Source organism: Rhodopseudomonas julia (assembly GCF_030813515.1).
Taxonomy (GTDB): domain Bacteria; phylum Pseudomonadota; class Alphaproteobacteria; order Rhizobiales; family Afifellaceae; genus Afifella; species Afifella julia.
Window position 1 is genome coordinate 146,154 of record NZ_JAUSUK010000002.1, and the last position, 24,964, is coordinate 171,117.

The 24,964-nt window shown below is 63.1% G+C and carries 22 protein-coding genes and 1 riboswitch; of the genes, 16 read left to right on the plus strand and 6 right to left on the minus strand.

Going from position 1 to position 24,964, the window contains the following annotated elements; translation table 11 throughout:
* Positions 1-165 precede the first annotated feature (165 nt).
* The 8 genes from J2R99_RS09855 (at position 166) to J2R99_RS09890 (ending at position 9,437) form a co-directional block, all read left to right on the plus strand.
* Positions 166-2,028 (plus strand): M3 family oligoendopeptidase, encoded by a 1,863-nt coding sequence (locus J2R99_RS09855; protein WP_307154318.1) that lies wholly within the window; start codon positions 166-168, stop codon positions 2,026-2,028.
* Positions 2,029-2,523: 495 nt separating this feature from the next.
* Positions 2,524-3,927, plus strand: coding sequence for an ABC1 kinase family protein (locus tag J2R99_RS09860; RefSeq protein ID WP_307154319.1), 1,404 nt, complete (start codon positions 2,524-2,526; stop codon positions 3,925-3,927).
* Positions 3,928-3,955: 28 nt separating this feature from the next.
* Positions 3,956-4,306 carry an Omp10 family outer membrane lipoprotein gene (locus J2R99_RS09865; protein ID WP_092815666.1) on the plus strand — a complete coding sequence of 117 codons (351 nt, stop codon included), beginning with the start codon at positions 3,956-3,958 and terminating at the stop codon, positions 4,304-4,306.
* A gap of 176 nt (positions 4,307-4,482) precedes the next feature.
* Positions 4,483-4,770 (plus strand): aa3-type cytochrome c oxidase subunit IV, encoded by a 288-nt coding sequence (locus J2R99_RS09870; protein WP_307154320.1) that lies wholly within the window; start codon positions 4,483-4,485, stop codon positions 4,768-4,770.
* A gap of 11 nt (positions 4,771-4,781) precedes the next feature.
* The gene (locus J2R99_RS09875; protein ID WP_307154321.1) at positions 4,782-5,933 is read left to right on the plus strand and encodes a Re/Si-specific NAD(P)(+) transhydrogenase subunit alpha; all 1,152 of its coding nucleotides are present in this window, start codon (positions 4,782-4,784) and stop codon (positions 5,931-5,933) included.
* A 10-nt stretch (positions 5,934-5,943) separates the two neighbouring features.
* Positions 5,944-6,384, plus strand: coding sequence for an NAD(P) transhydrogenase subunit alpha part 2 (locus J2R99_RS09880; RefSeq protein WP_307154322.1), 441 nt, complete (start codon positions 5,944-5,946; stop codon positions 6,382-6,384).
* A 60-nt stretch (positions 6,385-6,444) separates the two neighbouring features.
* Complete coding sequence (locus J2R99_RS09885) at positions 6,445-7,842, plus strand: NAD(P)(+) transhydrogenase (Re/Si-specific) subunit beta (protein WP_307154323.1); 1,398 nt, start codon at positions 6,445-6,447, stop codon at positions 7,840-7,842.
* Positions 7,843-8,102: 260 nt separating this feature from the next.
* A complete protein-coding gene (locus J2R99_RS09890) occupies positions 8,103-9,437 on the plus strand; it encodes a GGDEF domain-containing protein (RefSeq protein ID WP_307154324.1) in 1,335 nt (444 codons plus the stop codon).
* Between the two features lie 268 nt (positions 9,438-9,705).
* Here J2R99_RS09890 and J2R99_RS09895 read toward each other — a convergent pair whose 3' ends face one another.
* Positions 9,706-10,218 (minus strand): hypothetical protein, encoded by a 513-nt coding sequence (locus tag J2R99_RS09895; RefSeq protein ID WP_307154325.1) that lies wholly within the window; start codon positions 10,216-10,218, stop codon positions 9,706-9,708.
* A 487-nt stretch (positions 10,219-10,705) separates the two neighbouring features.
* Between J2R99_RS09895 and J2R99_RS09900 the strand changes: the two genes are divergently transcribed.
* The gene (locus J2R99_RS09900; RefSeq protein WP_307154326.1) at positions 10,706-11,563 is read left to right on the plus strand and encodes an outer membrane protein; all 858 of its coding nucleotides are present in this window, start codon (positions 10,706-10,708) and stop codon (positions 11,561-11,563) included.
* Positions 11,564-11,671: 108 nt separating this feature from the next.
* Here the strand turns inward: J2R99_RS09900 and J2R99_RS09905 are convergent, their stop codons facing one another.
* On the minus strand, positions 11,672-12,064 hold the full coding sequence (locus J2R99_RS09905; protein ID WP_307154327.1) for a hypothetical protein: 393 nt from the start codon (positions 12,062-12,064) through the stop codon (positions 11,672-11,674).
* A gap of 230 nt (positions 12,065-12,294) precedes the next feature.
* Between J2R99_RS09905 and J2R99_RS09910 the strand changes: the two genes are divergently transcribed.
* The 4 genes from J2R99_RS09910 to J2R99_RS09925 all read left to right on the plus strand — a co-directional run bounded on the left by J2R99_RS09910 (position 12,295) and on the right by J2R99_RS09925 (position 18,435).
* Entirely contained in the window at positions 12,295-13,470 is a 1,176-nt protein-coding gene (locus J2R99_RS09910; protein ID WP_307154328.1) for a phosphoserine transaminase, read from the plus strand.
* Positions 13,471-13,588: 118 nt separating this feature from the next.
* Entirely contained in the window at positions 13,589-15,178 is a 1,590-nt protein-coding gene (serA, locus tag J2R99_RS09915) for a phosphoglycerate dehydrogenase (protein ID WP_307154329.1), read from the plus strand.
* Between the two features lie 240 nt (positions 15,179-15,418).
* Positions 15,419-16,714, plus strand: coding sequence for an adenylosuccinate synthase (locus J2R99_RS09920; RefSeq protein ID WP_307154330.1), 1,296 nt, complete (start codon positions 15,419-15,421; stop codon positions 16,712-16,714).
* A gap of 41 nt (positions 16,715-16,755) precedes the next feature.
* Entirely contained in the window at positions 16,756-18,435 is a 1,680-nt protein-coding gene (locus J2R99_RS09925; RefSeq protein ID WP_307154331.1) for a hypothetical protein, read from the plus strand.
* A gap of 36 nt (positions 18,436-18,471) precedes the next feature.
* On the opposite strand, the gene J2R99_RS09930 is transcribed toward J2R99_RS09925, so the two are convergent.
* Together J2R99_RS09930 and J2R99_RS09935 are read right to left on the minus strand one after the other, a co-directional pair.
* Entirely contained in the window at positions 18,472-19,416 is a 945-nt protein-coding gene (locus tag J2R99_RS09930; RefSeq protein ID WP_370872340.1) for an ABC transporter substrate-binding protein, read from the minus strand.
* 40 nt (positions 19,417-19,456) lie between these two features.
* On the minus strand, positions 19,457-20,215 hold the full coding sequence (locus tag J2R99_RS09935; protein ID WP_307154332.1) for an ABC transporter permease: 759 nt from the start codon (positions 20,213-20,215) through the stop codon (positions 19,457-19,459).
* A 32-nt stretch (positions 20,216-20,247) separates the two neighbouring features.
* Positions 20,248-20,359: riboswitch (TPP riboswitch) on the minus strand.
* A gap of 109 nt (positions 20,360-20,468) precedes the next feature.
* Here J2R99_RS09935 and J2R99_RS09940 point away from each other — a divergent pair.
* Both J2R99_RS09940 and J2R99_RS09945 read left to right on the plus strand, forming a co-directional pair.
* Positions 20,469-21,413 carry a DMT family transporter gene (locus J2R99_RS09940; protein ID WP_307154333.1) on the plus strand — a complete coding sequence of 315 codons (945 nt, stop codon included), beginning with the start codon at positions 20,469-20,471 and terminating at the stop codon, positions 21,411-21,413.
* A gap of 10 nt (positions 21,414-21,423) precedes the next feature.
* Complete coding sequence (locus J2R99_RS09945) at positions 21,424-22,371, plus strand: DMT family transporter (protein WP_307154334.1); 948 nt, start codon at positions 21,424-21,426, stop codon at positions 22,369-22,371.
* A gap of 56 nt (positions 22,372-22,427) precedes the next feature.
* On the opposite strand, the gene rpoH is transcribed toward J2R99_RS09945, so the two are convergent.
* Both rpoH and J2R99_RS09955 read right to left on the minus strand, forming a co-directional pair.
* Complete coding sequence (rpoH, locus tag J2R99_RS09950; protein ID WP_307154335.1) at positions 22,428-23,342, minus strand: RNA polymerase sigma factor RpoH; 915 nt, start codon at positions 23,340-23,342, stop codon at positions 22,428-22,430.
* A gap of 163 nt (positions 23,343-23,505) precedes the next feature.
* Positions 23,506-24,516 carry an RluA family pseudouridine synthase gene (locus tag J2R99_RS09955; RefSeq protein WP_307154336.1) on the minus strand — a complete coding sequence of 337 codons (1,011 nt, stop codon included), beginning with the start codon at positions 24,514-24,516 and terminating at the stop codon, positions 23,506-23,508.
* Here J2R99_RS09955 and J2R99_RS09960 point away from each other — a divergent pair.
* The gene (locus J2R99_RS09960) at positions 24,515-24,925 is read left to right on the plus strand and encodes a hypothetical protein (protein ID WP_307154337.1); all 411 of its coding nucleotides are present in this window, start codon (positions 24,515-24,517) and stop codon (positions 24,923-24,925) included. The genes J2R99_RS09955 and J2R99_RS09960 overlap by 2 nt on opposite strands.
* Positions 24,926-24,964: the final 39 nt, after the last annotated feature.

Sequence of the window (24,964 nt, forward strand, 5' to 3'; positions counted from 1 at the left end):
ACGCCGGACCGGCGGAAATCTTGCGTTCCGCGATCACTTTCGCGGCGCGGGAATTCTCGGCCACGCTCGTGAGGCGCGCCCACAAAGCTTGCTCTTGCCGCACAAATTGCCAGATGAGAGGCTGAGCGTTACGTCGTCTGCACCAGCTATCAAGGAGAGTTATTGATGCGCACCGAGCAGAGTTTGCTGCAGTTCCAGCCTGGCTTCGATGTGACGAAGGAGGGTGCGCAGGTCGCAGACGAGGGCCTCGGCGCCCTGCCGGAATGGGATCTGTCCGACCTCTACCCGTCGATGGATGCGCCGGAAGTGGCCGCCGACATCGCCAAGGTCGACGAAAAGGCGACGGCTTTCGAGGGCGCCTATAAAGGCAAGCTCGCCGAGATCGCGCAAAGTCCCGAAGGCGGCAGCCGCCTTGCCGGGGTGATCGAGGAATTTCAGGCGATCGAAGAGATCATCGGTCGGCTGATGAGCTATGCGGGGCTCGTCTATGCCGGCGATACGAGCGACCCTAAGCGGGCAAAATTCAATGGCGATCTGCAGGACAAGCTGACCGGGGTTTCGACCAAGCTCTTGTTCTTCCCGCTGGAGCTCAACCGGATCGACGATGCGGTGCTCGACAAGGCCATGGCGAGCCCGGAGCTTGCGCATTGGAAGCCGTGGCTCGACGATCTGCGCGAAGAGCGCCCGTATCAGCTTTCAGATGAGATCGAGCGGCTTTTCCATGAGAAGTCGCTGACAGGCCGGGGCGCCTGGAACCGGCTCTTCAACGAGACGATGGCGGCGCTCCGCTTCAAGGTGAACGGGAAGGATCTCACCCTGGAGCCGACGCTCAATCTTCTGACCGACCATGACGAGGCGCAGCGCAAGGCCGCCGCAACCGCGCTTGCCGACACGTTTCGTGAGAATCTCCGCACGTTCTCCCTGATCACCAATGTGCTTGCGAAGGACAAGGCGATCTCCGACAGCTGGCGCGGCTTCACGGATGTGGCTTCGGCGCGCCATCTCGCCAACCGGGTGGAGCCGGAGGTGGTCGATGCGCTGGTGCAGGCCGTTGCGACCTCCTATCCGAAGCTGTCGCACCGCTACTACGCCATGAAGGCGAAATGGCTCGGCAAGGACAAGCTCGACCATTGGGACCGCAATGCGCCCCTGCCTGAGACGTTGAAGCGGACGATCGACTGGCAGGAAGCGAAAGAGACGGTGCTTTCCGCCTATGGCAGTTTCGATCCGCGCATGGCGGAGATTGCCGAGCACTTCTTCGACAAGAGCTGGATCGATGCGCCGACGCGTTCGGGCAAGGCGCCAGGCGCCTTCGCGCATCCGACGGTGCCGAGCGCGCATCCCTATGTGCTCCTCAATTATCAGGGCAAGGCACGGGATGTGATGACGCTCGCCCACGAGCTCGGGCATGGCGTGCATCAGGTCCTCGCCGGGGAGCAGGGGCTTTTGATGGCGCAGACGCCGCTGACCTTGGCGGAAACGGCGAGCGTTTTCGGCGAGATGCTGACCTTCCGCTCCATGCTCGACAATGCCGCGACGCCGAAGGAGCGGAAAATCCTTCTCGCCGGCAAGGTGGAGGACATGCTCAACACGGTCGTGCGCCAGATCGCCTTCTATCAGTTCGAGCGCCGCGTCCACACGGCGCGCCGCGACGGCGAATTGCCAGCGGAGGCGATCGGAGAGATTTGGATGGAGGTGCAGAAGGAGAGCCTAGGCCCCTCGATCCGGCTCGGCGAAGGGTACGAAGTGTTCTGGGCCTATATCCCGCATTTCGTGCATTCACCCTTCTACGTCTACGCTTATGCCTTCGGCGATTGCCTGGTGAACTCGCTCTATGCCGTCTATCGCGATGCCGAGACCGGTTTCCAGGACCGCTATTTCGACATGCTGAAAGCCGGCGGCACCAAGCGCCACAAAGAGCTTCTGGCCCCCTTCGGGCTCGATGCCTCCGATCCCGCCTTCTGGATGCAGGGCCTTTCGGTTGTCGAAGGGCTGATCGACGAATTGGAGAGCGTGCAGGCAGCATGATCTGCAGCAAACAGCGCGTATGAGCGCTTTTTCATCGGGCCTAGAAAATTTGCGGACCCTGCAAATTTTGCGCTTGCCAAGCGGTCGCTTGATGAAGAAACTCAGAATCGGTCGAAACAGCTTGAAAGGAGGTGATCCAGTGTCGAGTGAGAATGGATGGGGTATTTGCCTGATCGGTCTCGGGACGGTGGAGCAACCTCTGTCGCTTTCGTGAACGAGTAAATTCTGGGCAAATTGCCCGCTTCTCGCGGAGGGCCGCCAATCTGGCGGCCCTTTTCCTTTTTGGCGATCCGTTTTGCAAAGCGCTCCGGAGTGCCTCTGCGGGGCAGCCTTGGCGTGGCGGCCCGCCCGCCGAAGAGCGCCTGCACTTTCTCGTCGCTGTGCCGGAGAAGTTTCAGCCTGGCGATGTGCGATTGGCGGATGAAGGTCAGCCTCAGGCACCCTATCTAGCGCATACGACGATCCCGCTTGCCGTATGACGTGAAGGTTATCTCGATGCCTGTTGATCCGCCTCGTGACGATGAACGCAACCGTTTTACCGGCCGTATGACGCGATATGCGCGTGTGGGTGCGGGAATGGGTGGCATCGCGGCCCGCATGGTTGGTTCGCGTGCATTGGGTCGCGAGATCGATCCGAGCCGCAACGCGCAGGAGCTGGCGCAGGCGCTGGGCGGGCTCAAAGGTCCGATCATGAAGGTGGCCCAGCTCATGGCCACGATCCCCGACGTGCTGCCGCCGGAATATGCCGCCGAACTCACGCAGCTTCAGTCCGACGCGCCGCCGATGGGCTGGGCGTTCGTCAAGCGGCGCATGACGGCGGAGCTCGGGGCGGGCTGGCAAAGCCGCTTCAAGGAGTTCGAGCATCAGCCGGCCGCCGCCGCCTCGCTCGGCCAGGTGCACCGTGCCGTCGATCACGACGGGACGAAGCTTGCCTGCAAACTGCAATATCCGGAGATGGCGAGCGCGGTCGAAGCCGATCTCGGTCAGCTTTCCGTTCTGTTCTCGCTGCACCGGCGGATGGATACGGCGATCGATACGCGCGAGATGGCCGAAGAGATCGCCGCGCGGGTGCGCGAAGAGCTCGATTACGAGCGCGAGGCCAAGCATATGGCTCTCTACGACGCGGTCCTTGCCGACGAGCCGCGGGTGCGCGTGCCGAAATTGCGGCCTGAGCTCTCCACCCGCCGGCTTCTCACCATGACCTGGCTCGAGGGTAAGAAGCTCCTCGACTACCGTGACCATTCACTGGAGGAGCGCAATCATCTCGCCGCCTCCATGTTCAAGGCGTGGTGGCAGCCTTTCAGCCATCAGGCGATCATCCACGGCGATCCGCATCTCGGCAATTACACGGTCTTTGAGGAGGAGGGGCGCCCCGCCGGCATCAATCTCCTCGACTATGGCTGCGTGCGCATCTTCCCGCCGCATTTCGTGGAAGGCGTGATCGAGCTCTATCGCGGGCTGCAGAGCGACGACCGCGAGCGTATCGTCAGCGCTTACGAGACCTGGGGCTTTCGCGGGCTTTCCAACGAGCTCATCGATATCCTCAACATCTGGGCGCGCTTCATCTATGGGCCGCTTCTCGACGATCGGACGCGGGCGATCGCCGACGGCATCTCGCCGGCGCAGTACGGACGGGGCGAAGCCTACCGGGTCCATATGGCGCTCAAGGAGAAGGGGCCGGTCACCGTGCCGCGCGAATTCGTATTTATGGATCGTGCGGCGATCGGTCTCGGCGGGGTCTTCCTGCATCTGCGCGCGGAGATGAATTTTCACCGTCTCTTCAACGACGAAATCGACGGATTTTCCGTCGACACGGTCGCCCGCAACCAGGCGGCGGCGCTTCAAGCCGCGAACCTTGTCGTGGAATCTGCGGGATCAAATTCGCGGCAAGGGCATTAAAGCAGCAACGAACTGCTGGAGGCTCAATTTGCATACCCGTTACATTACCGCTGCCGTCCTTCTTTCCGCGGCCTTCCTCGCCGGCTGTCAAACAGGCATCGGGGGACGAGAGATTTCCTCGCCTGTCGAGGGTCGCTGGATGTCGAGCGACCGGGTCTTCGTCTCGACCTTCTCGAACGGCGCCATGACCACCGAAGACGCCAAGACGGGCGCTCAGCTCGCCACCGGCAGCTACAACATGGCCGGTCCGCAGACGGTCGAGATCAGCTGGTACTCCATCGCCACGAAGCAGCAGCGCGCGGCCACCTGCACGCTAGCAGGCTCGAGCAGCATGACCTGCCGCCAGCCGGGGGCGTCCTTCACCCTGCACCGCGTCTGAGATATCACCTCTGATCTTCCTTACGACGGCGCCCAAGTGGCGCCGTCTTCGCATTCTCTTTCGCCTCTCTTTGGGGCCCCTGCGGCATTTGGAGGTTTACCCGCCGTTGCCCTTGTCTAAGATGGCGTGGTAAGGCCGGCGATATATCCCGCCAATCTATGCAAGGGCAGTAGCGCATGGCTGAACAGGTGATGGCGTCGGCAGGTTCCGCAATGGATTACGAGCACCACGAGAAGACGTACGACAGATTTCTGTCGCTGCTTATCTTGGGCATCATACATGTCGTCACGATCGTCCTGATCGTCGCTATTTTCGGCCTCGGGGGTGCCCTATGGCTCGGCTCTATCGCGCTCGCGCTGACGATTGGCACGCTGTTCTACGGCCTGTTCAGGCAGAGCAGATGGGGGCCCTCCGCGGTCGTCCTCGGGATTACTTTCGTCTTCTTCCTCTTCGCAGTGGCCTGAGCTAAATCATTATGCGCATTGCAGTTCTTAAGGAACCGCGGGACGACGAGCCGCGTGTCGCGGCAACTCCCGAATCGATCAAGAAGTTCAAAACCCTCGGCGCCGATGTCGTCGTGGAGAGCGGGGCCGGGGCAGGCTCTTCGCTTGCCGACGAGGTCTTCGCCGAGGCAGGCGCGGAGATCGCGCAAAACCGGCAGGCGGCGCTTCAAGCTGCCGACGTCGTTCTCACGGTCCGCCGTCCGGAAGATTTTTCCGGCTTTCCGCAAGGCGCGGCTGTCGTCGCCCTCATGGATCCTTACGGCCATGAGGAGGCGCTGAAGAAGATGGCGGACGCGAAGCTTTCAGGCTTTGCGCTCGAACTTATTCCGCGCATCACCCGCGCCCAGTCGATGGACGTCCTCTCCTCGCAGGCGAACCTTGCGGGCTACCGCGCCGTCATCGAGGCTGCGGAAACTTACGGGCGCGCCTTGCCGATGATGATGACGGCTGCCGGCACGGTGCCGGCCGCCCGCGTCTTCGTCATGGGGGCTGGCGTCGCCGGCCTACAGGCGATCGCCACCGCCAAGCGCCTCGGCGCCGTGGTCACGGCGACGGATGTGCGCCCGGCCGCCAAGGAGCAGGTGGAATCCTTGGGCGGCAAATTCATCGCGGTCGAGGACGAAGAGTTCAAGGCGGCGGAAACGGCCGGCGGTTACGCCAAGGAGATGTCGGCGGAGTATCGTGCCAAGCAGGCCGAGCTGGTGCGCGAGCACATCGCCAAGCAGGACATCGTCATCACCACGGCGCTCATTCCGGGCCGTCCGGCCCCGAAGCTCGTCGATGCGGAGATGGTGAAGTCGATGAAGGACGGTTCCGTCATCGTCGACCTCGCCGTGGAACGCGGCGGCAATGTCGAGGGCGTGGAAGCCGACAAGCAGGTCGTCAAGGACAACGTCACGCTCATCGGCATCGTCAATATGGCGGGGCAGATCGCAGCGTCCGCTTCGGCGCTTCTTGCCCGTAACATCTATGCCTTCGTCGAGCCGATGGTCGACAAGGAGACGAAGGCGCTTTCCATCAACCGTGAAGACCAGATCGTGGCGGCGACGCTGCTCACCCATGGCGGGGCCGTCGTGCACCCGCAGTTCGGTGGCGAGCCGGTGAACGCGCCGAACGAGAAATAGGGGATAGCCGATGGCTGAAGAAACAGTAAGGCAGGCTGTCGAACAGGCACAGTCGGCCGCCGAGGCGGCGCGGGAAGCCGCCTCACAGGCGCTCAATGCGCTGGGAGACGGGGAGGCCGTGGGTCAGCTCGCGCATGCGGCGAGCGGCGGCATGATCGACCCGTTCGTCTTCCGCTTCTCGATTTTCGTGCTGGCGATTTTCGTCGGCTATTACGTCGTCTGGTCCGTGACTCCGGCGCTGCACACGCCGCTCATGTCCGTGACCAATGCGATCTCGTCGGTGATCGTGGTCGGTGCGCTTCTCGCCGTCGGCGTAGATCTCGTCGCGGCCGGGTCGAGCACGGCGCGTTGGTTCGGATTCTTCGCGGTGATGCTGGCGAGCGTCAATATTTTCGGCGGCTTTCTCGTCACACACCGCATGCTGTCCATGTACAAGCGGAAAGAGCGGTAAAATGAGCCAGTTTTCCAAGGCTCGGGCGGCAGGCGCCGCCGGTGAGGGAGTGCGCGCCTGATGTCTGCCAGCGTCACAGCCTTTCTTTATCTGATCGCGGGTGTCCTTTTCATTCTGGCACTGCGCGGTCTTTCACACCCGGAAACCAGCCGCCAGGGCAACCAGTTCGGCATGGCCGGCATGGTCATTGCCGTGCTCACCACCCTGATCGGGCATCCCCCGGCCAGCTTCGGATCCTGGGGTCTCATCATCCTGGCGATCGCCATCGGCGGCGGCGTCGGCGCGGTGATCGCCAAGCGCATCGCCATGACGGCGATGCCGCAGCTCGTCGCTGCCTTCCATTCGCTCGTCGGCCTTGCCGCCGTGCTGGTGGCCGCCGCCGCGCTTTATGCGCCGCAGGCCTTCGGCATCGGCGATACCGGATCGATCCACGGGGCGAGCCTCATCGAGATGTCGCTCGGCGTGGCGATCGGCGCGATCACCTTCACCGGCTCGATCATTGCGTTTTTGAAGCTCGACGGACGCATGAGCGGCAAGCCGATCATGCTGCCGATGCGCCATCAGGTGAATATCGGCCTCGGCGTCTTCCTGCTGCTGTGCATCATCATCTTCGCCGCCACGGAAAGCCACACGGCCTTCTGGCTGATCACCATCGTCAGCCTGGCGCTGGGTGTCTTGATCATCGTCCCAATCGGCGGGGCGGACATGCCCGTCGTCGTGTCGATGCTGAACTCCTATTCGGGGTGGGCGGCCGCCGGCATCGGCTTCACGCTCGGCAACACCGCGCTCATCATCACCGGTGCCCTCGTCGGTTCCTCGGGTGCGATCCTGTCCTACATCATGTGTAAGGGCATGAACCGCTCCTTCATCTCCGTCATCCTCGGCGGTTTCGGCGGCGAGACCACGGCTGCGAGCGGCGGTGCCGACGATCGTCCGGTCAAGCAGGGCTCGGCGGAAGATGCGGCCTTCCTGATGAAGAACGCCTCCAAGGTCATCATCGTGCCGGGTTACGGCATGGCGGTGGCGCAGGCGCAGCACGCGCTTCACGAAATGGCGGCGGCTCTGAAAAAGGAAGGCGTGGAAGTGAAATACGCCATCCATCCGGTCGCTGGTCGTATGCCTGGCCATATGAACGTGCTGCTCGCCGAAGCGAATGTGCCGTATGATGAGGTCTTCGAACTCGAAGATATCAACTCCGAGTTCAGCCAGGCCGATGTCGCCTATGTCATCGGCGCCAACGACGTCACCAATCCGGCCGCGCGCGACGATCCGCAATCGCCGATCTACGGCATGCCGATCCTCGACGTCGACAAGGCGGGCACGGTGCTCTTTGTCAAACGCTCCATGTCCTCGGGCTATGCCGGCATTCAGAACGAGCTCTTCTTCCTCGACAAGACGATGATGCTGTTCGGCGACGCCAAGAAAATGACCGAAGCGATCGTCAAATCGCTCGGCTAGGTTCGATGGATTTCGTTTGTTCTGACGGCCGCAGCTCGCGCTGCGGCCGTTTTTTTATTGTCTGACAAAACTGCCGGCCGGCGCGCGAACACGCGGACAATCCGACAAGATTGCTCATGTTTTAATCAAGTTTTTCACTTGGTTTGATCCCGCACATCGGATTTATGGGCTCACTAAGGGTCGACGAGCCGCCGTCCCCTCTGGTCTCGGTGTGAAGCGCCCGGCCCGAGGGGCGGACGGCACCATTGAGGGATCGCCTCATGGATTTGATGAATGTTCTTCTGCTGGTTCTGGAACTGACCGTCTATTTTTCGGTCATGGCCGGTCTCTTCAGGCTGCGCCATCGGCTCGGGATCGGCATCTTCTTCTGTGCCCTCGGCACGATGCATTTCCTGGAGACCTATCTCGCGGCGATCCTTTATGTGCCCTTCGCGGAGGGGACGGCAATTTCTCCGGGTTCGACGGTCCTGTTTGCCGGCAAGCTCGTCCTCCTTCTCCTCGTTTATATCCGCGAAGACGCCTCCACCGTTCGCCAGCCGATCTACGGCCTTCTCATCGGCAATTTCCTGACCGTCGCTCTCGTCTTCCTGGCGCGCCATCACATCGTCGCGCCGGCCACGGGGCAGTTGCCCGATTTCAGCTTCATGAACGACATGGGCTGGCTGATGGTGTGGGGAACGGTGCTTCTGTTCGTGGACAGCATCCTCATCATCCTGCTTTACGAGCGGCTCGGTCGGATCATGCGGCAGAGCGTTGGTCTGCGCATCGCGCTCTGCGCCATGGCCATCCTCACCTTCGACCAGATCGGCTTCTATTCGGCGCTCTGGGCGCTTCTCGATGCGCCGACGAACGTGCTGATCGGCGGCTGGCTCGCCAAGATGGTGACGGCCTGCATCTACGGCGTGCTTGCGTGGATTTATCTGCGCTATCTCGAGCGCCCACCGCTCGTCGCGCCTCGGCAGAAGCGGATCTCCGACATCTTCGACGTCCTCACCTATCGTGAAAAATACGAGGATCTCCTGAAGCGTGTCGGGCGCGACGAGCTGACCGGTGTCTTTGATCGCAGTCGGTTGCCGGGCGAAGGCAAGGATACGCTCAATTGCACGCCGGAGGCCGGGAGGCCGTTCAGCGTGCTCATCGTCGACATCGACGAATTCAAGGCGATCAATGACGATTTCGGCCATGCGTGCGGGGATCTCGTTCTCAAAGAGATGGCCGCGACGATGCAGGGCGTCCTGCGCAAGGATGACGTCCTGGTGCGTTATGGGGGAGACGAGTTCGTCATCTGTTGCAACGATCTCGACCGCTGGGAGGCGACCTCGCTCGGCGACCGGCTGATGCGGCGGGTGGCGGCGTTGCAATTGCCCCCGCTCGGCCGACCCGTGACGATCAGCATCGGCCACGCGACATCGCCCGATGAAGGACGGACGTTCGAAGAATTGTTCGCGGCCGCCGATCGCTCGCTTTATCGGGTGAAGCGAAGGCGTCATGGGGAAAGCTCGAGGCTGCGGGCGGAAGGAGATCTGGCGCAAGACCCCGGCACGCAGGCCAGCGGCGCTCAGGATCCCGAGGGCATCGGGACCGAGCTCGTCTGAGCCCTAGAAGTCGCTGTCATCTGTGAGTGGCTGGCTCGTGAGTGGCGCTCTTTTGCCGGCAGGCGGCCACGCTGTCCGGCCCGCTCGATGCGCGGCACGCCGGCGCCTCGGTGCTTTTGATCCAGGCATCGATGCTGATCACGGTCGGCAGGGGGAGATGATTGAAACTCGCGTGGGCATAGCCCGCGACCGACGCCAACGTCAGCGCAGTGGCAGCCAGAATTCGAATCAACATTTGGAGCTCTGTTCGCTCGCCTTCCGAAAAGGCTCAATGGTAGGTGCGGGTGATCTGTCGCTCAGATTCCGGCGGCTCGATCAGGCCCCGGACCACTTCGCAGGGGACCGACATCAGTCGCTGGCCATGTGACTCGAGCGCCGACGCGAAGCCGAGCGCCGCTTCCAACGGTTCGCGATGATCGGCAAAGCCGCAAAAGCGCTCCAGACAATAATCGAGGCAGGAGCCGTCTCGATGCTGACAGGCGGCGATCATTGCCACGGCCAGGCATTCGTCGCGACAGATGTGGGGGCAGCCGGAGCTGAAGCACTGGATCGGATCCGTTCGCCACAGAAAGACGGAGCGCACCCAATGGGCCAGCTGGGTGACGGAATGGCGTGCCGGGCCGTGACCGAATTTCTCGGAGAAGAGGGTCCAGGCCTCGCTCCAATGCTCGATGTCGCCCGTCTGATAGCCCGCGACCCACAGCCTGAAGCCGTTGACCACGAGAGCTTCCGGAGGACGCTTGAGATAGCCGCAGGCCCCGGCGAAAGGACATTCGTGCATGGCTATTCCCGCTCTCGAAGATTTGGATTTGAAGCTTGGAGATGCGACGCACGCCTCGGTTCCGGGCCCTGGGCCGAACCGTCCGCGTGAAGGAGGGGCGGATGCGCCTGATCCGCTGCGGTCGCGCAGAAAAATCTCATTCATTTCCTCCAATCGAAAGGGTTCAAGGCCCTGACATCAAAGGACGTTGCGACGGGTGCCGCGACTTTGCGAACGAACCAGAAGGCCGGCGCAAAATCAAATACTATGTTCTGGATCTATTCTAAAGAAAGCCACGCCCGTCCGGCCTTCGGTGCGGATGGCCCTGGCGCGGTGGGGCGGCTCCAAAACGTTGCTGATCTCATTGCTCTCGGTAGTCTTTTGTTAAGGTTTAGAGGTGTGGTTAAGCTTCATAGTTAAGCCCTTCTTAAGTGATCGTGGCTAAACCTTGTCAGCATCAGTGGGTGATTTCGGGCTGCCGGATGCGCCGCAAAAGACGAGGACCACTATGTTGAAACGCGCCACTCTCGCGCTTGCTGCCAGCGTGACGGCCTTGACCACGGCACCGGCAGCCTTTGCCGCCGATCTACCGCTTCCTCCTATCGTCGAGCCGGAACCGCTGCCGCCGGCCGCGCCTTCCTTCAGCGGCTGGTATTTGCGTGGTGACATCGGCATCACCAATCAGCAGGTCGACAAGATCACGAGCAGCCTCATCGATCAGGCGGTGGCGAATGGCGATACCGTCAGCTTCGTCAACGATCCGGAATTCGACAGTGGCGGCTTCGCTGGCATCGGTATCGGCTATCAGATCAATCCCTGGGCCCGTGTCGACCTGACCGGCGAATATCGTGGCAAGACGAGCTTCTCCGCTTTCGACACCTATGTCGGCGCCGATCCGGCTTTCATCGGTTCGAACGAATATGAGGCGATGAAGTCGGAATGGCTGTTCCTGGCGAACGCCTATGTCGATCTCGGCAGCTGGCACGGCTTCTCGCCCTATGTCGGCGCGGGCATCGGCGCGTCGCGCAACACGATCAGCGGCATGCGCGATATCAACACCCCGAACGCTTACGCCTCCTATGGCGGGGATCACAGCGAGTGGAACCTCGCCTGGGCGCTGCATGCCGGTGTCGCCTATCAGGTGACACCCAATCTCGCGCTCGATCTCGGCTATCGCTACGTCAACCTCGGTGACGCGGAATCCGGCGACATGGTCGGTTACGACGGCAACAACGAGAATGTGAACCCGATCAAGTTCAAGGACATCGATTCGCACGATGTGAAGCTCGGCGTGCGCTACACGTTCGGGGGGCCGGCCGCGGAACCCGACCTGTATTACGGCGAGCCTGCGGTCGTTAAGTACTGAGCCTCTCTCTGGCTCTGCTCCAGGAACGGGTCGGCTTTGCCGGCCCGTTTCGCGTTCTGAGCCCGTTTTTCATCCCGCACGGTAGAGGCCGTGATGCGCAGGCCATCTTCAGCCCGGGGAGGGCGGCAGGCGGCTCGGGGACAGGAACGCCGCGAGGCGCCATGCCGCCAGCGTCGACAGGCCGGCGACGGCTGAACAAGCCCGCACGATCGACCACGTCTCGATTGCGTGAAGCGGCATTTGCAGCGCGACCAGAGGCGAAATCGCGAAAAAGACGATGGCAGGGGCGAGAAGTCCCAAAAGGCCGAAGGCGAGTGCCAGTTTTGCCAGAAGGCTCGCCAAAAGAACTAGAAATACGACGATCAGGACAAGCGCGATGAGCCGCTCGGTGAGGGGCGGCGTGCGCCATTTCCAGCTTACCGGATCATGCAGTTCCGCCACTGCGGCGCCGCATGCCAATGCGGCGGCCGAATAAAGCAGGAGCGTCACGCCGCTCGACATCTCGTCTTCCCCAACCCGCGTCTCTGCCACCTCGACATGGTGAGATCGACGCTTCCCCGACGACCGTCTTTTGAAAACTCATTCTCAATATTGAGGCAAGCGCGCAACAGGCATAGCTGGTCTCCGTCTGCCCACAATAAGTCGGTTGCGTTGGGGTACCCATTTCTGTAAAGGCGGCGGCGGGACACTCCGCCCCAACGCGGAGCGCCTATCTGAAAGGGTAGACTGACATGACAATGATCTCGCAGCCGGCAGAGCGCCCGGCCAATCCCCGCTTTTCTTCTGGCCCGACTGCCAAGCGCCCCGGTTGGACGCTTGATGCACTTTCCGACGCCTTCCTCGGCCGTTCGCACCGCTCCAAGGGCGGCAAGGCCAAGTTGAAGCAGGCGATCGAAGAAACCCGCGAAATTCTCGGCGTTCCCGCCGACTATAAGATCGGCATCGTGCCGGCCTCCGATACCGGCGCCGTGGAAATGGCGCTGTGGTCGATGCTGGGTGCGCGTGGCGTCGACGTTCTTGCCTGGGAGAGCTTCGGCTCCGGCTGGGTGACGGACGTCGTCAAGCAGCTGAAGCTTGAAGATACGCGCACGCTCAAGGCCGAGTATGGCGCGCTCGTCGACCTCGGCGAGGTCGATTTCGCGCGTGACGTGGTCTTCACCTGGAACGGCACGACGTCTGGTGTGCGCGTGCCCGATGGCGAATGGATCCCGGCCGACCGCGAGGGGCTGACGATCTGCGACGCCACCTCCGCCGCCTTTGCGCAGAAGCTGCCGTTCGACAAGCTCGATGTGGTCACCTTCTCCTGGCAGAAGGTTCTGGGCGGCGAGGCGCAGCACGGCATGCTGATCCTGTCGCCGCGCGCGGTGGAGCGGCTCGAGAGCTATACGCCCGCCTGGCCGATGCCAAAGATCTTCCGCATGGTGAAGGGCGGCAAGCTCAACGCCGAGATTTTTGAGGGTGCGACGATCAACACGCCCTCGATGCTTGCCGTGGAAGATTATCTCGACGGGCTCGCCTGGGCCCGTTCCGTCGGTGGCCTCAACGGCCTCGTCTCGCGTGCCAACGCAAATTTCGCCGTCATCTCCGACTGGGTGGCCAAGACCCCCTGGGTCGATTTCCTGGCGCATGAGCCGGCGATCCGCTCCAACACCTCCGTCTGTCTCGTCATCGTCGACGACGAGGTGAAGGCGCTCTCCGAGGCCGAGCAGGCAGCCTTTGCCAAGGCGCTCACTGCCCGTCTCGACAAGGAAGGCGTCGCCTTCGACATCGGCGCCTATCGCGATGCGCCGGCCGGCCTCAGAATCTGGTGCGGCGGCACGGTCGAAAAGGCCGATCTGGAAAAGCTGACGCCCTGGCTCGATTGGGCCTTCGCGACGGAAAAGAGCGCGCTCAAGAAAGCCGCCTGAACCTTTCTTCGCCTGCGGGACAAGCGCCCGCGGGCGCTTCCCCGATGTTTCACGAATTTACCGGCCTTCCGGCGTGGCGAAATAACCACCGCTGCAGGCCTCGACGAGGATTTTCGCCATGAGCAAACCCCGCGTACTCATTTCCGATGCCCTTTCCGAAACCGCCGTCGCCATCTTCCGCGACCGCGGGGTAGAGGTCGATTTTCAACCCGCCCTCGGCAAGGACAAGGATGCTCTTATCGCCGCCATCGGCGAATATGACGGTCTCGCCATTCGCTCCGCCACGAAGGTGACCGACAAGGTGATCGCCGCCGCCAACAAGCTGCGGGTCATCGGACGCGCCGGCATCGGTGTCGACAATGTCGACATCCCGGCGGCGACCGCCAAGGGCATCATCGTGATGAACACGCCTTTCGGCAATTCCATCACCACGGCCGAGCATGCGATCGCCATGATGTTCGCCTGCGCCCGGCAGATCCCGAAGGCCGACGCCTCGACCCAGGCCGGCAAATGGGAGAAGTCGAAATTCATGGGCGTCGAGATCACCGGCAAGACGCTCGGCATCATCGGCTGCGGCAATATCGGCTCCGTCGTGGCACGACGCGCGCTCGGGCTTTCCATGCGTGTCGTGGCCTACGATCCGTTCCTGTCGGAAGATCGGGCGGCCGATCTCGGCGTGGAAAAGGTCGAACTCGACGAGCTTTTCCGGCGTGCCGATTTCATCACCCTGCATACGCCGCTCACCGACCGGACGCGCAACGTCATCAGTGCCGAGGCGATTGCCAAGATGCGCGACGGTGTACGCATCATCAATTGCGCGCGCGGCGGGCTGATCGACGAGCAGGCACTGCGCGATGCGCTGGACAGCGGCAAGGTCGCGGCGGCCGGCGTCGACGTGTTCGCCCAGGAGCCGGCGAAGGAAAACGTCCTCTTCGGCGCACCCAACGTCGTGTGCACGCCGCATCTTGGAGCTTCCACAATGGAGGCGCAGGAGAATGTGGCGCTGCAAGTCGCCGAGCAGATGGCCGATTACCTGACGACCGGCGCGGTGACGAATGCTCTCAACATGCCGTCGATTTCGGCTGAAGAGGCGCCGCGGCTCACGCCCTTCGTCAAGCTTGCCGAGCAGCTCGGCTCTTTCGCCGGTCAGCTGACAGAAACGGGCGTGCGCCGGATCCGCATCGAATATGAAGGCACCGTCGCTGGGATGAACACCAAGGCGCTGACCTCGGCGGCGCTGACGGGCTTCCTGCAGCCGCTCCTGCAGACCGTCAACATGGTCTCCGCGCCGGCCGCCGCCAAGGAGCGCGGCATCCAGGTGGAAGAGACGCGGCGCGAGCAGCACGGCGCCTACGAGACCTATATCCGCCTCACCGTCGTGACCGACAAACAAGAGCGCTCCGTCGCCGGTACCGTCTTCGCCGACGGGAAGCCCCGCATCATCCAGATCAAGGGCATCAATATGGAGGCGGAGCTGTCGGAGCGGATGCTCTACATCACCAACAACGACAAGCCGGGCTTCATCGGCCGGATCGGTTCGCTTCTCGGAGAGAACGGCATCAACATCGCCCGCATGCAGTTTGGCCGCGACTTCGAGGGTGGCAACGCGATTGCCCTCGTCTCTGTCGACCACGCGATTTCGCCGGAGCTGATGGAGGCGATCAACCGGATCGAGAACGTGCAGCAGGTGAAGCCGCTCGTCTTCTGACGAGCTTCCATGATCGATCGGCGGTCGGCTCGGCCGGCCGCCGTCATTCAGAGCCGGCGCCGCGATGCGGGGTCCGGCTCTTTTGTTGACCGCAGGCCCCCGTCGCGGGCGGCGCTCGTCGCCATGCCCTGCACCTCAGACAGGGCCGCCATCCGCTGCGACGCTTGACGGAAGGGGCCAAAGCAGGGCACTCGCGATAGGAATTCCTGAAAGACGCTGGACGCAGAAAGGCCTCGTGTCATGGCCAATGTGGTGGTTGTCGGCTCGCAATGGGGCGACGAAGGTAAGGGCAAGATCGTTGATTGGCTGTCGGAGCGCGCCGATGTGGTGGTGCGGTTTCAAGGCGGCCACAATGCCGGTCATACGCTCGTCATCGATGGGGTGTCGTTCAAGCTGAGCCTGTTGCCCTCCGGAGTGGTGCGGCCGGGCAAGCTTGCCGTCATCGGCAATGGCGTGGTGCTCGACCCGCACGCCTTGATTGCCGAGATCGATCGGCTCGCCGAACAAGGCGTGACCGTCACACCCGAGACGCTTCGCATCGCCGACAATGCGGCACTCATCCTGTCGCTGCATCGCCGCCTCGACGGGCTCCGGGAAAACGCCGCGGCGCCTGAGGCCAAAATCGGCACGACGCAGCGCGGCATCGGGCCGGCCTATGAGGACAAGGTCGGCCGGCGCTCGATCCGGGTCATGGATCTTGCCGAACCGGAGACGCTGCCGGCCAAGATCGACAGACTTCTCGTCCACCACAACGCCCTTTTGAAAGGTCTCGGCGAACCGGAAGTGTCGCGCGAAGACATTCTCGCCGAGCTCGAGGAAGTGCGCGAACGGGTCATCCCGTTCTGCGATACCGTGTGGGCACTGCTCGATAAGCGGCGCAAGGCCGGCGACCGCATCCTTTTCGAAGGCGCGCAGGGTGCGCTCCTCGACATCGACCATGGCACCTATCCCTATGTCACCTCCTCGAACACGGTGGCAGGACAGGCCTCGGCCGGTTCCGGTATCGGGCCTTCGGCTCTCGACTATGTGCTTGGAATCACGAAGGCCTACACGACCAGGGTCGGGGAGGGGCCGTTCCCGACCGAAGACAAAGGCGAGATCGGCAATTTCCTTGGCGAGCGCGGCCGTGAATTCGGCACCGTCACGGGCCGCAAGCGGCGTTGCGGCTGGTTCGATGCGGCGCTCGTGCGCCAGACGGTCAAGGTTTCCGGCATCGACGGCATCGCCTTGACGAAGCTCGACGTGCTCGACGGCCTCAACGAGATCAAAGTCTGTGTGGGCTACGAGGTGGATGGCCGCCGCGTGTCTTGGCTGCCGGCGGGCGCTGCGGCGCAGGCGCGGCTGAAGCCGATCTACGAAAGCCTCGAAGGCTGGCAGGAATCGACAGCCGGCGCACGAAGCTGGGTCGATCTTCCGGCTCAGGCGGTGAAATACGTCCGGCGCATCGAAGAACTTATCGAAGCTCCGGTCGCTCTTCTGTCGACGAGTCCAGAACGAGCCGATACCATCCTTGTCCGTGACCCATTTCAGGACTAAGCCTTGCCGTTAATCCACGGTTACACAGTTCTTCAAGCGTTATGCCCGATTACGTAGCGATCCTTAAACGCTCCATCGCCAGTCTTCCCGACGACGGGCCGGACATGCGCCAGGCGGTCTATGACCGCGCCCGCTCTGCGTTGGCGCGCCAGCTCACCGCCGTGGAACCTCCGCTGCCTCCGGAAGATATCGAAGGGCATCATGCGGCGCTCGAAGACGCGATCGCCGTCGTGGAGGAGGATTTCGCGGCCGAGAGTGCCGGTGTGCAGGAGCCCGACGAGGAGCCGGCACCACCGCCGCCTCCACCCCCTCCGCCACCACCTCCTCCTCCGCCGCCACCTCCGCCCCCGCCTCCTGCAAAAGAGGCGCCTCGGGCGGAGCCGCCGCACGCCCGGGCTGTGCCCCAGTATGGGGAGCGTGACCTTCGCGGTGGCGATTCTGTGGGAGGCGATTCTTCGGCAAGCCGGGAGCCGAAGCGACCGGATGCTGCGGCCGGGGCCGGTCCAGCTGGCGCGCCCGTGCCGAATGTGACGTCAGAGGGCAAAGACACTCACGCCCAGGACGCTCGAATTCAGGACGGCGATACTGAGGATGCGGCACCTTCTGCCCGCACGTCGCGGTGGAAGAAGGAGAAGAAGCCGAAAGCCAGGGACGAGGCCGTGGTGACACCGCGGCATGACGACGGCTCGGAGAAGGTGCGGACGTCGCGCGCGCCGGCGATGATCGCGACCATTCTGGTTTTGTTGATCGCGCTCGGCATCGGGGCGGTCGTCTATTCGCAATGGGATACGATCGTCACTGCGTATGACGATATCTCCGGTCAGGTTTCCTCCGACGAAACGGCACAGGGCACGGCCCCGGGAAGCGCTGAGGACGACACATCCTCGTCGCCTCTGACGGGTCTCATCGAGAGCCAGGGCGAGCGCGTGGAAGGCAAGGACGAGGATCGTCTCCTCTCCGGACCGGAAGCCGATACGCCGGGTGCTGGGCCTTCCACGAGCCAGGAAGAGCCGATGGATGCGCCTCTCGACGGCGCGCCGAGCGATGAAGGTCTGCCTGACGACACGGGCGAAGCAGACGGTGCTGGCCTGCCGGCCGACGAGACGCCGCCGGCGACGCCAGGGACGCCGGACGAACTCTCCGAGACGGCGCCGTCCAACGGTGATGCCGCGGGACAGGCCGCGAGCGGTTCGCTCGTCGGGCAAAGGGCGATCTTCTACGAGCAGGGAGCCGACGGTGCCGCCGGCAAGGCGGTGAACGGTGCCGTGTCGTGGTCGACAGTCCAGCGCGATGACGGCGGTTCTGCCATCCAGGCGAAGATCGACGTGCCGGAGCGTGACGCCGAGGTGACGATCACCATCTCCAAGAACAACGACGTCGCTCTGCCGGCGAGCCATCTCATCGAGATCGCCTTCTCCGGTGCGCTCGATGACACTGCGGCCGTGCAACGTGTGCCGGCTTTGGTGATGAAGCCGAACGAGCAGGCACGCGGGCAGCCGCTCGCGGGTGCTGCCGTCGACGTGACCGGTGATCTCTACTGGATCGCGCTGTCCGACACGCCCGATCAGGTGGAGCGCAATCTGGAGCTTCTGCGCAGCGGTTCCTGGTTCGACCTGCCGATCCTGTTCGAGGGCGGCAAGCGGGCCCTGATCACCTTCGAGAAGGGCATTCCGGGCGACAAGGTGTTCGAGAACGTGATGCAGAGCTGGGGCGATTCCTGATCGCCCCAGCCTGCCTGGTCGTTACCGAACGGGCCTTTACCGAACGGCCTGGGCGTAGCTTTCCAGCTCCGGCACAGTCTCGATCAGTCCCTGGTCCTTCATGAATTCCGCGAACCGCTGATAGCGGCCGGCGTCGAACGCCCCGGGGCTTTTCGAAAAGCGCGCCACCGTGTCCATGAAGGCGCGGCGGTTGAGCTCGTCACCGAGATCGGGATGCGCCTTCGCGAAGATCTCGAGAGCTTCCTCGGGATGGTTGGTGAGATAGAGCGTGGCGCGCTCAATCGCCTTCAGGAAGCGCGGCAGCCTGTCGTCGTCGAGCTTGTCGGAACGCGCGATGAAGATGAGTTCATCATAGGGCGGCACGCCGTGCTCTTCGGGATAGAAGGCGCGGCCGGGCTTGCCTTCGATGTCGAGCTGATTGAGTTCGACATTGCGGAACGCGCCGATGACGGCATCGACGCGCCCGGCGAGCAGGGCCGGCGACAGAGCGAAGTTGACGTTGACGAGCTCGACATCGTCGAGGGTCACGCCGCTTTCTCCGAGCATCATCTTGAGGAGCACGTCCTCGAAGCCTCCGACCGAGAAACCGACCGTCTTGCCTTTGAGGTCGGCGAGCGTCGTCACATCGCTGTCTTCCAGAACCACGAGCGAGTTGAGCGGCGTTTCGACGAGCGTTCCGAAGCGCGTGAGCGGCAATCCCTCGGCAACCTGAAGATAGAGGTTGGGCTGGTAGGAAATGGCGATGTCGCCTTCACCCGCCGCCACGAGACGGGGCGGAGCGCTCGGATCGGCCGGCGGGATCATTTCCACATCGAGGTCCTCCTCGGCGAAATAGCCTTTTTCTTGTGCGACGACGAGCGGTGCGTGATCGGGGTTCACGAACCAATCGAGCAGCACCGTCAGGTGGTCTGCAGCCGCGGCGGGGGAGGCGGTCAAGATGAGCGCCAGAAGCGTCAGGCGCAGGCGGTCGAACATGCTCATTTCCTCTCTTTTGGGATCGTCTCGGGTTTTGGGGATCGTCTCAGGCTGCGCGGGCTTCTCCCGGCACCCAGCCGAGGAGGCGGCGCAGGATGAGATCGATGAGCGCACGCAGCAGGATCGCCATCGCGGCGAGAAGGAAGAGGCCGACGAAGACGCGGTCGGTCTGCATGCGGGCATTGGCCTGCAGCATGACGAAGCCGAGGCCGGCGGACGCGCCGACCCATTCTCCGACAACGGCGCCGATCGGGGCGATCGCCGCGGCGACCCTGAGCCCGGAGGCAAGGGCAGGCAGGGCTGCGGGAATGCGGATGTAGCGGAAGGTGTCGCGACGCGAGGCGCGGTTGAGCCTTGCGAGGGCGAGAAGGCCCGGATCTGTGCGCTTCAAACCGTCGGCAAAAGAGGTGGCAACCGGAAAATAGATGATGAGCCCGGCCATCACGACTTTGGACGCCATGCCGAAGCCAAACCAGATGACGAGAAGCGGCGCGATGGCGAAGACAGGAAGCGCCTGGCTCGCCGCCAGAAGCGGCATGGCGAGCCTTTCAAGCGCCGGTGACGCGACGACCAGGATTGCCGTCAGCGCGCCGACCAGCGCCCCGACGATGAGCCCGATGACGATTTCCGTCGCGGTGACGGCGGCGTTGCCGAGATAGTAAAAGGGGAGGGCGGAGAAGGCCGCCACGAGGTCGCTCGGCGCTGGCAGGATAAAGCGCGGCACGCCGGTTGCGCGTACGAGGCCTTCCCAGACGGCCAGAAGCGCGATCGCGATTGCAACACGGATTGCGAGAATGCCCAGCACGCGCCCCTTTCATGGCAGAGATCATGCGTGCTGGAGAGACTGAGGCCCGTCCCTTCGCCGGCATGATCCGGATCAGGTTCAAAGGGTTCGGCCGCCATCACGGCCATCTCAGCGCGGTTTGTCCGCACACCCCTCGGAAAGGTCCACCATAACTCTCCGGCCGATGCTTGCAAGCCGTCTAACCGTCGTCCCATGGTCGTCTGTGGGGCCCCAATGGGTGACAAGTTTGCCGCGGAGGGATAGAGGCGGGGAAATGCGTGTCCTCTTTGCCCCTTTTCGTTGGCTCTTCGATCAACCTTACCTGCTCTTGACGCTGACCTCGCTCTTCTGGGCCGGCAATGCCGTGGTCGCGAGGGCGGTGATTGATGATTTCTCACCAATTCTCTTGGCGCAGCTGCGCTGGGGCGGCGCGGCGCTGTTGATCCTGCCGTTCGCGATGAAGACCCTGCGCGCGGATTGGCCGGTGATCCGCCGTCATCTCGGCGTTCTGACGCTGATGGCTTTGTGTGGCATCACGCTCTTCAACACGCTGCTCTACTGGGCTCTTGAATATACGACGGCGCTCAACGTCGTGCTTCTTCAGGCGACGACGCCGCTTGCCATCGCCTTCGTCGTTTTCATGCTTTTCCGCGAGCGGCTCACCTTCGGCCAGCTTGCCGGGATCGTCGTTTCCCTCATCGGCGTGGTGGTCATCGTTTCGCGCGGCCAATTGCAGGTGCTGGCGCATCTGCGGCTCAATCCGGGCGACGTGATCATGCTGATCGACGTCGTCATCTATGCCACCTATTCCGCCCTCTTGAAGCGGCGGCCGCCGCTTCACTGGCTGAGCTTTCTGGCGATTACGGTGGGGTGGGGGGCCATCATGCTCCTGCCGGCAAGTGCGCTCGATCTCATGCGCGGCGGCCATGTCGACATCAATGCGGCGAGCCTTGCGGCACTCTTCTACGTCGCCGTCTTCCCCTCGGTGCTCGCCTATATCTGCTTCAACAGGGGTGTCGATCTCATCGGTCCGAACCGTGCGGGCCCCTTTTTCCATCTGGTGCCGCTCTTCGGCGCCATTCTCGCCGTCTTCGCCCTCGGGGAGAGTTTTACCTACGCCCACGCCTTCGGCGGCGTGTGCATTCTCGGCGGCGTCTTCCTGGCGAGCCGCAGGCAGCGCCTCAAGAAACGGGTGGAGCCGGAGAGAAGCCTCCCCTAGAGCTCGTCAGATGAAAGCCGAAACCCTCCCTGCAGGATCTTCTCCTGCCGCGTCCGCTGAGACCTCTCTCGACCTTGGCAGCCTGACGCTTCTCGTCCTTTTGTCGATCCTCTGGGGCGGGTCGTTCCTGTTCATGCGCGTCGCTGGAGCGGAAATTCCGGTCTTCACGCTCGTGCTCCTGCGCGTCGGTATCGCCGCTGCCGCGCTCTGGGTCGTCATCATCGCTTCGGGCCGGCGTCTGCCGAGCCGGGGTGGGATTTATCTGCGCGCGCTTTTGATGGGGTTTCTCAACAACGCCGTGCCGTTTTCGCTGATCACCTTCGCGACGGTCGAAATCGGTGCGGGTGCCGCCTCCATCCTCAATGCGACGACGCCGATCTTCACCGTTCTCATCGCGCATCTTCTGACGGCGGACGAGAAGATGACGACGAACAAGGTCGCTGGCGTCGTTCTGGGCTTCCTGGGTGTCGCGGTGATGATCGGCCTGCCGGCCCTGCGCGGCCTGTCGGCCGACTTTCTGGCCGTTCTGGCGATGCTTGCCGCGGCGACGTCTTACGGGTTTTCAGCGGTCGTCGGAAAGGGATTTCGGGCGACCGATCCTGTCGTTTCGGCTGCCCTGCAGCTGTCCGCATCGACCCTTCTCATGGTGCCGGTGGCGTTCCTGGTCGACCGCCCCTTCGCCATGGCGATGCCGGACATGGCCGCGATCCTTTCGATCCTCGGCCTGGCACTCCTGTCGACGGCCTTCGCCTATGTGCTGTTTTTCCGGATTCTGGCGCGTGCCGGCGGGACGAACGCGATGCTCGTCACGCTTCTCGTGCCGGTGAGCGCGGTGACGCTCGGCGTCGCACTTCTTGGGGAAAGCCTGTCGGCGGGGCAGTTCGCCGGCATGGCCATGATCGGCGCAGGGCTCGTCGTCCTGGACGGGCGGGCCCTGCGGCGGCTGCGGCGCGGTTAGAGCGTCTCATCTTTTGAGCGAAACATTTTTGTTTCGCGTCGGAGGGGAGCTGCGCCTCAAGCGTCGGCGAGGAGGCGTTGCTGGGCGCCGCGGTCGCGTTCCTTGGAGGCGCGGATCATCGCCTTCTGCACCTTTTCGAAGGCTCTGACCTCGAGCTGGCGCACACGCTCGCGCGAGACGCCGAACTCGCCCGAAAGTTCTTCGAGTGTCAGCGGCTCGTCGGAGAGACGACGCGCCTCGAAGATCCGCCGTTCACGCTCGTCGAGCACCTCGATCGCGTCCTTCAGCATGGCGCGGCGCTGATCGAGCTCGTCCTGGGCAATGAGGTTCGTCTCCTGGCTTTCCGTCTCATCGTCGGACAACCAGTCCTGCCATTCGCCGCCTTCGCCTTCATTGGCGCGGATCGGGGCGTTGAGTGAGGCATCGCCGGACAACCGCCGGTTCATGGAGATGACCTCCTCCTCGCTGACATTGAGCCGCTTGGCGATATGTGCCACCTGTTCGGGCTTCAGGTCGCCTTCCTCGAGCGCCGAAATCTGGCTCTTCGCCTTGCGCAGGTTGAAGAACAACCGCTTCTGATTGGCGGTCGTGCCCATCTTCACGAGCGACCAGGAGCGCAGGATATATTCCTGGATCGCGGCGCGGATCCACCACATCGCATAGGTGGCGAGACGAAAGCCCTTGTCCGGCTCGAAGCGCTTGACGGCCTGCATCAGGCCGACATTGCCTTCCGAAATGACCTCGCCGATCGGCAGGCCATAGCCGCGGTAGCCCATGGCGATCTTGGCGACGAGACGCAGATGGCTCGTCACCAGACGATGCGCTGCATCGCGGTCGTCATGCTCCTGATAGCGCTTGGCGAGGATGTATTCCTCTTGCGGCTCGAGCATGGGGAATTTGCGGATCTCGTCGAGATAACGAGACAAACCGCCTTCGGCGGTGGATACGACGGGGATGTTGCCTGTGGCCATCGGGATTGCCTGTCATCAGAAGAGTCGACACCGGGAGGCGCCGCGGAGCGGCCGCATCCTGTGCACTCGTGGATTGTCTTGGAGCAGAGCTTTCGACCCCGCCTGTCTAACTTTTGTCACGTCCTGGCTTGCGTCAAGCCTATCACGCCTCTCGCAATGCTGCCTAATTACGGCCTTGTAAGGCTTCAGAAGGCTTTCTTAAGGCGCTCAGAAGTGTCTCGAAGTCGCTCGGCAGTGCCGAATGGAAGAGCACGGTCTCGCCAGTTTCGGGATGACGAAAGCCGAGCGTGCGGGCATGCAACGCCTGGCGGGCGAGGCTGCCAAGGGCCTCGGCCGCATCCGCGGGAAGCTTCACCACCTTCGACTGAAAGCCCGAGCCGTAAAGTCCGTCGCCCAGAAGCGGATGGCCGATATGCGCCATATGCACGCGGATTTGATGGGTGCGTCCGGTCTCGAGGCGGCAGGTGACGAGGCTTACGAGCCCGTCCTGGAATATTTCTTCCACCCGGTAATGCGTGACGGCATGGCGGCCGCCGCGGCGGACGGCGCGTTTTTCACGGTTTTTCGTATCGCGGTCGAGAGGAGCGTCGACCGACCCGGCGCGCAATTGCGGCACACCCCAGACGAGAGCCCAATATTCCCGCTTCAGCGGGCCCTCGCGGCCGTGATCGGCAAATTGTGCCGAGAGATCGCGATGCGCGACATCGTTCTTGGCGATCACCAACAGGCCGCTCGTGTCCTTGTCGAGGCGATGGACGATGCCCGGACGGCGAATACCACCGATGCCGGAAAGCGTGTCGCCGCAATGGTGGAGGAGGGCGTTGACGAGTGTCCCGTTGTGAGCGCCGGGCGCGGGATGAACGACCATGCCCGCCGGCTTGTCGACGACGACGAGATCATCATCCTCGTAGACGATCGCAAGCGGGATCTCTTCCGGCCGCGGGGTGGCTTCTTCCGGCTCCGGTAGGCCCACTTCGATGGTCTCTCCGGGTTTGACCCGGTAGTTCGGCTCGTCTAATTTCCGCGCGCCGACGCGGACATGGCCGTCCTTGATCAAAGCCTTGAGGCGGCTGCGCGACAGACGATCGGCGCGGGCAGCCAGAAAGGCATCGAGGCGCAGGCCGGTTTCGTCCGGCTCCACAGTGTAATCCAACACGCTTTCGTGATCCTTCATGACGCCTCACGCATCCGCCAAAGAGCGCCCCGGAAAACTGCCGCCGGTTGGCGACGACGACGAAAAGCCTCTCGATCCGGCCGCAGAAAGAGTGCGCCGGCGGCTCGTCCGCCTGTTGATCGTTTCGTTCGGGACCATGGTTTTGGGCTTTGTCGCCGTGTTCGGCGCAATAGTCTACAAGCTCGGTCTCTTTGGCTCCCCGCCAGGAACCGGGCCGAGCATTGCCGAGGTGCGGCTGCCGGTGGGATCCACCGTCACGTCTGCCGCGCTTGACGGCGACAACATCCTTCTGCGGATCAGCGAAGCGACGCGGGGCGACGGCCAGGAGGGTCGGGGCGAAGAGCTTCTCGTCCTCGATGCGGCGAGCGGCGAAATCCTGCACCGTGTCAAATTGCTCCCGGGCGACTGATCGAGAGTCTGCGAGAGCGGTTGGCTGGGGGCAGGGGCT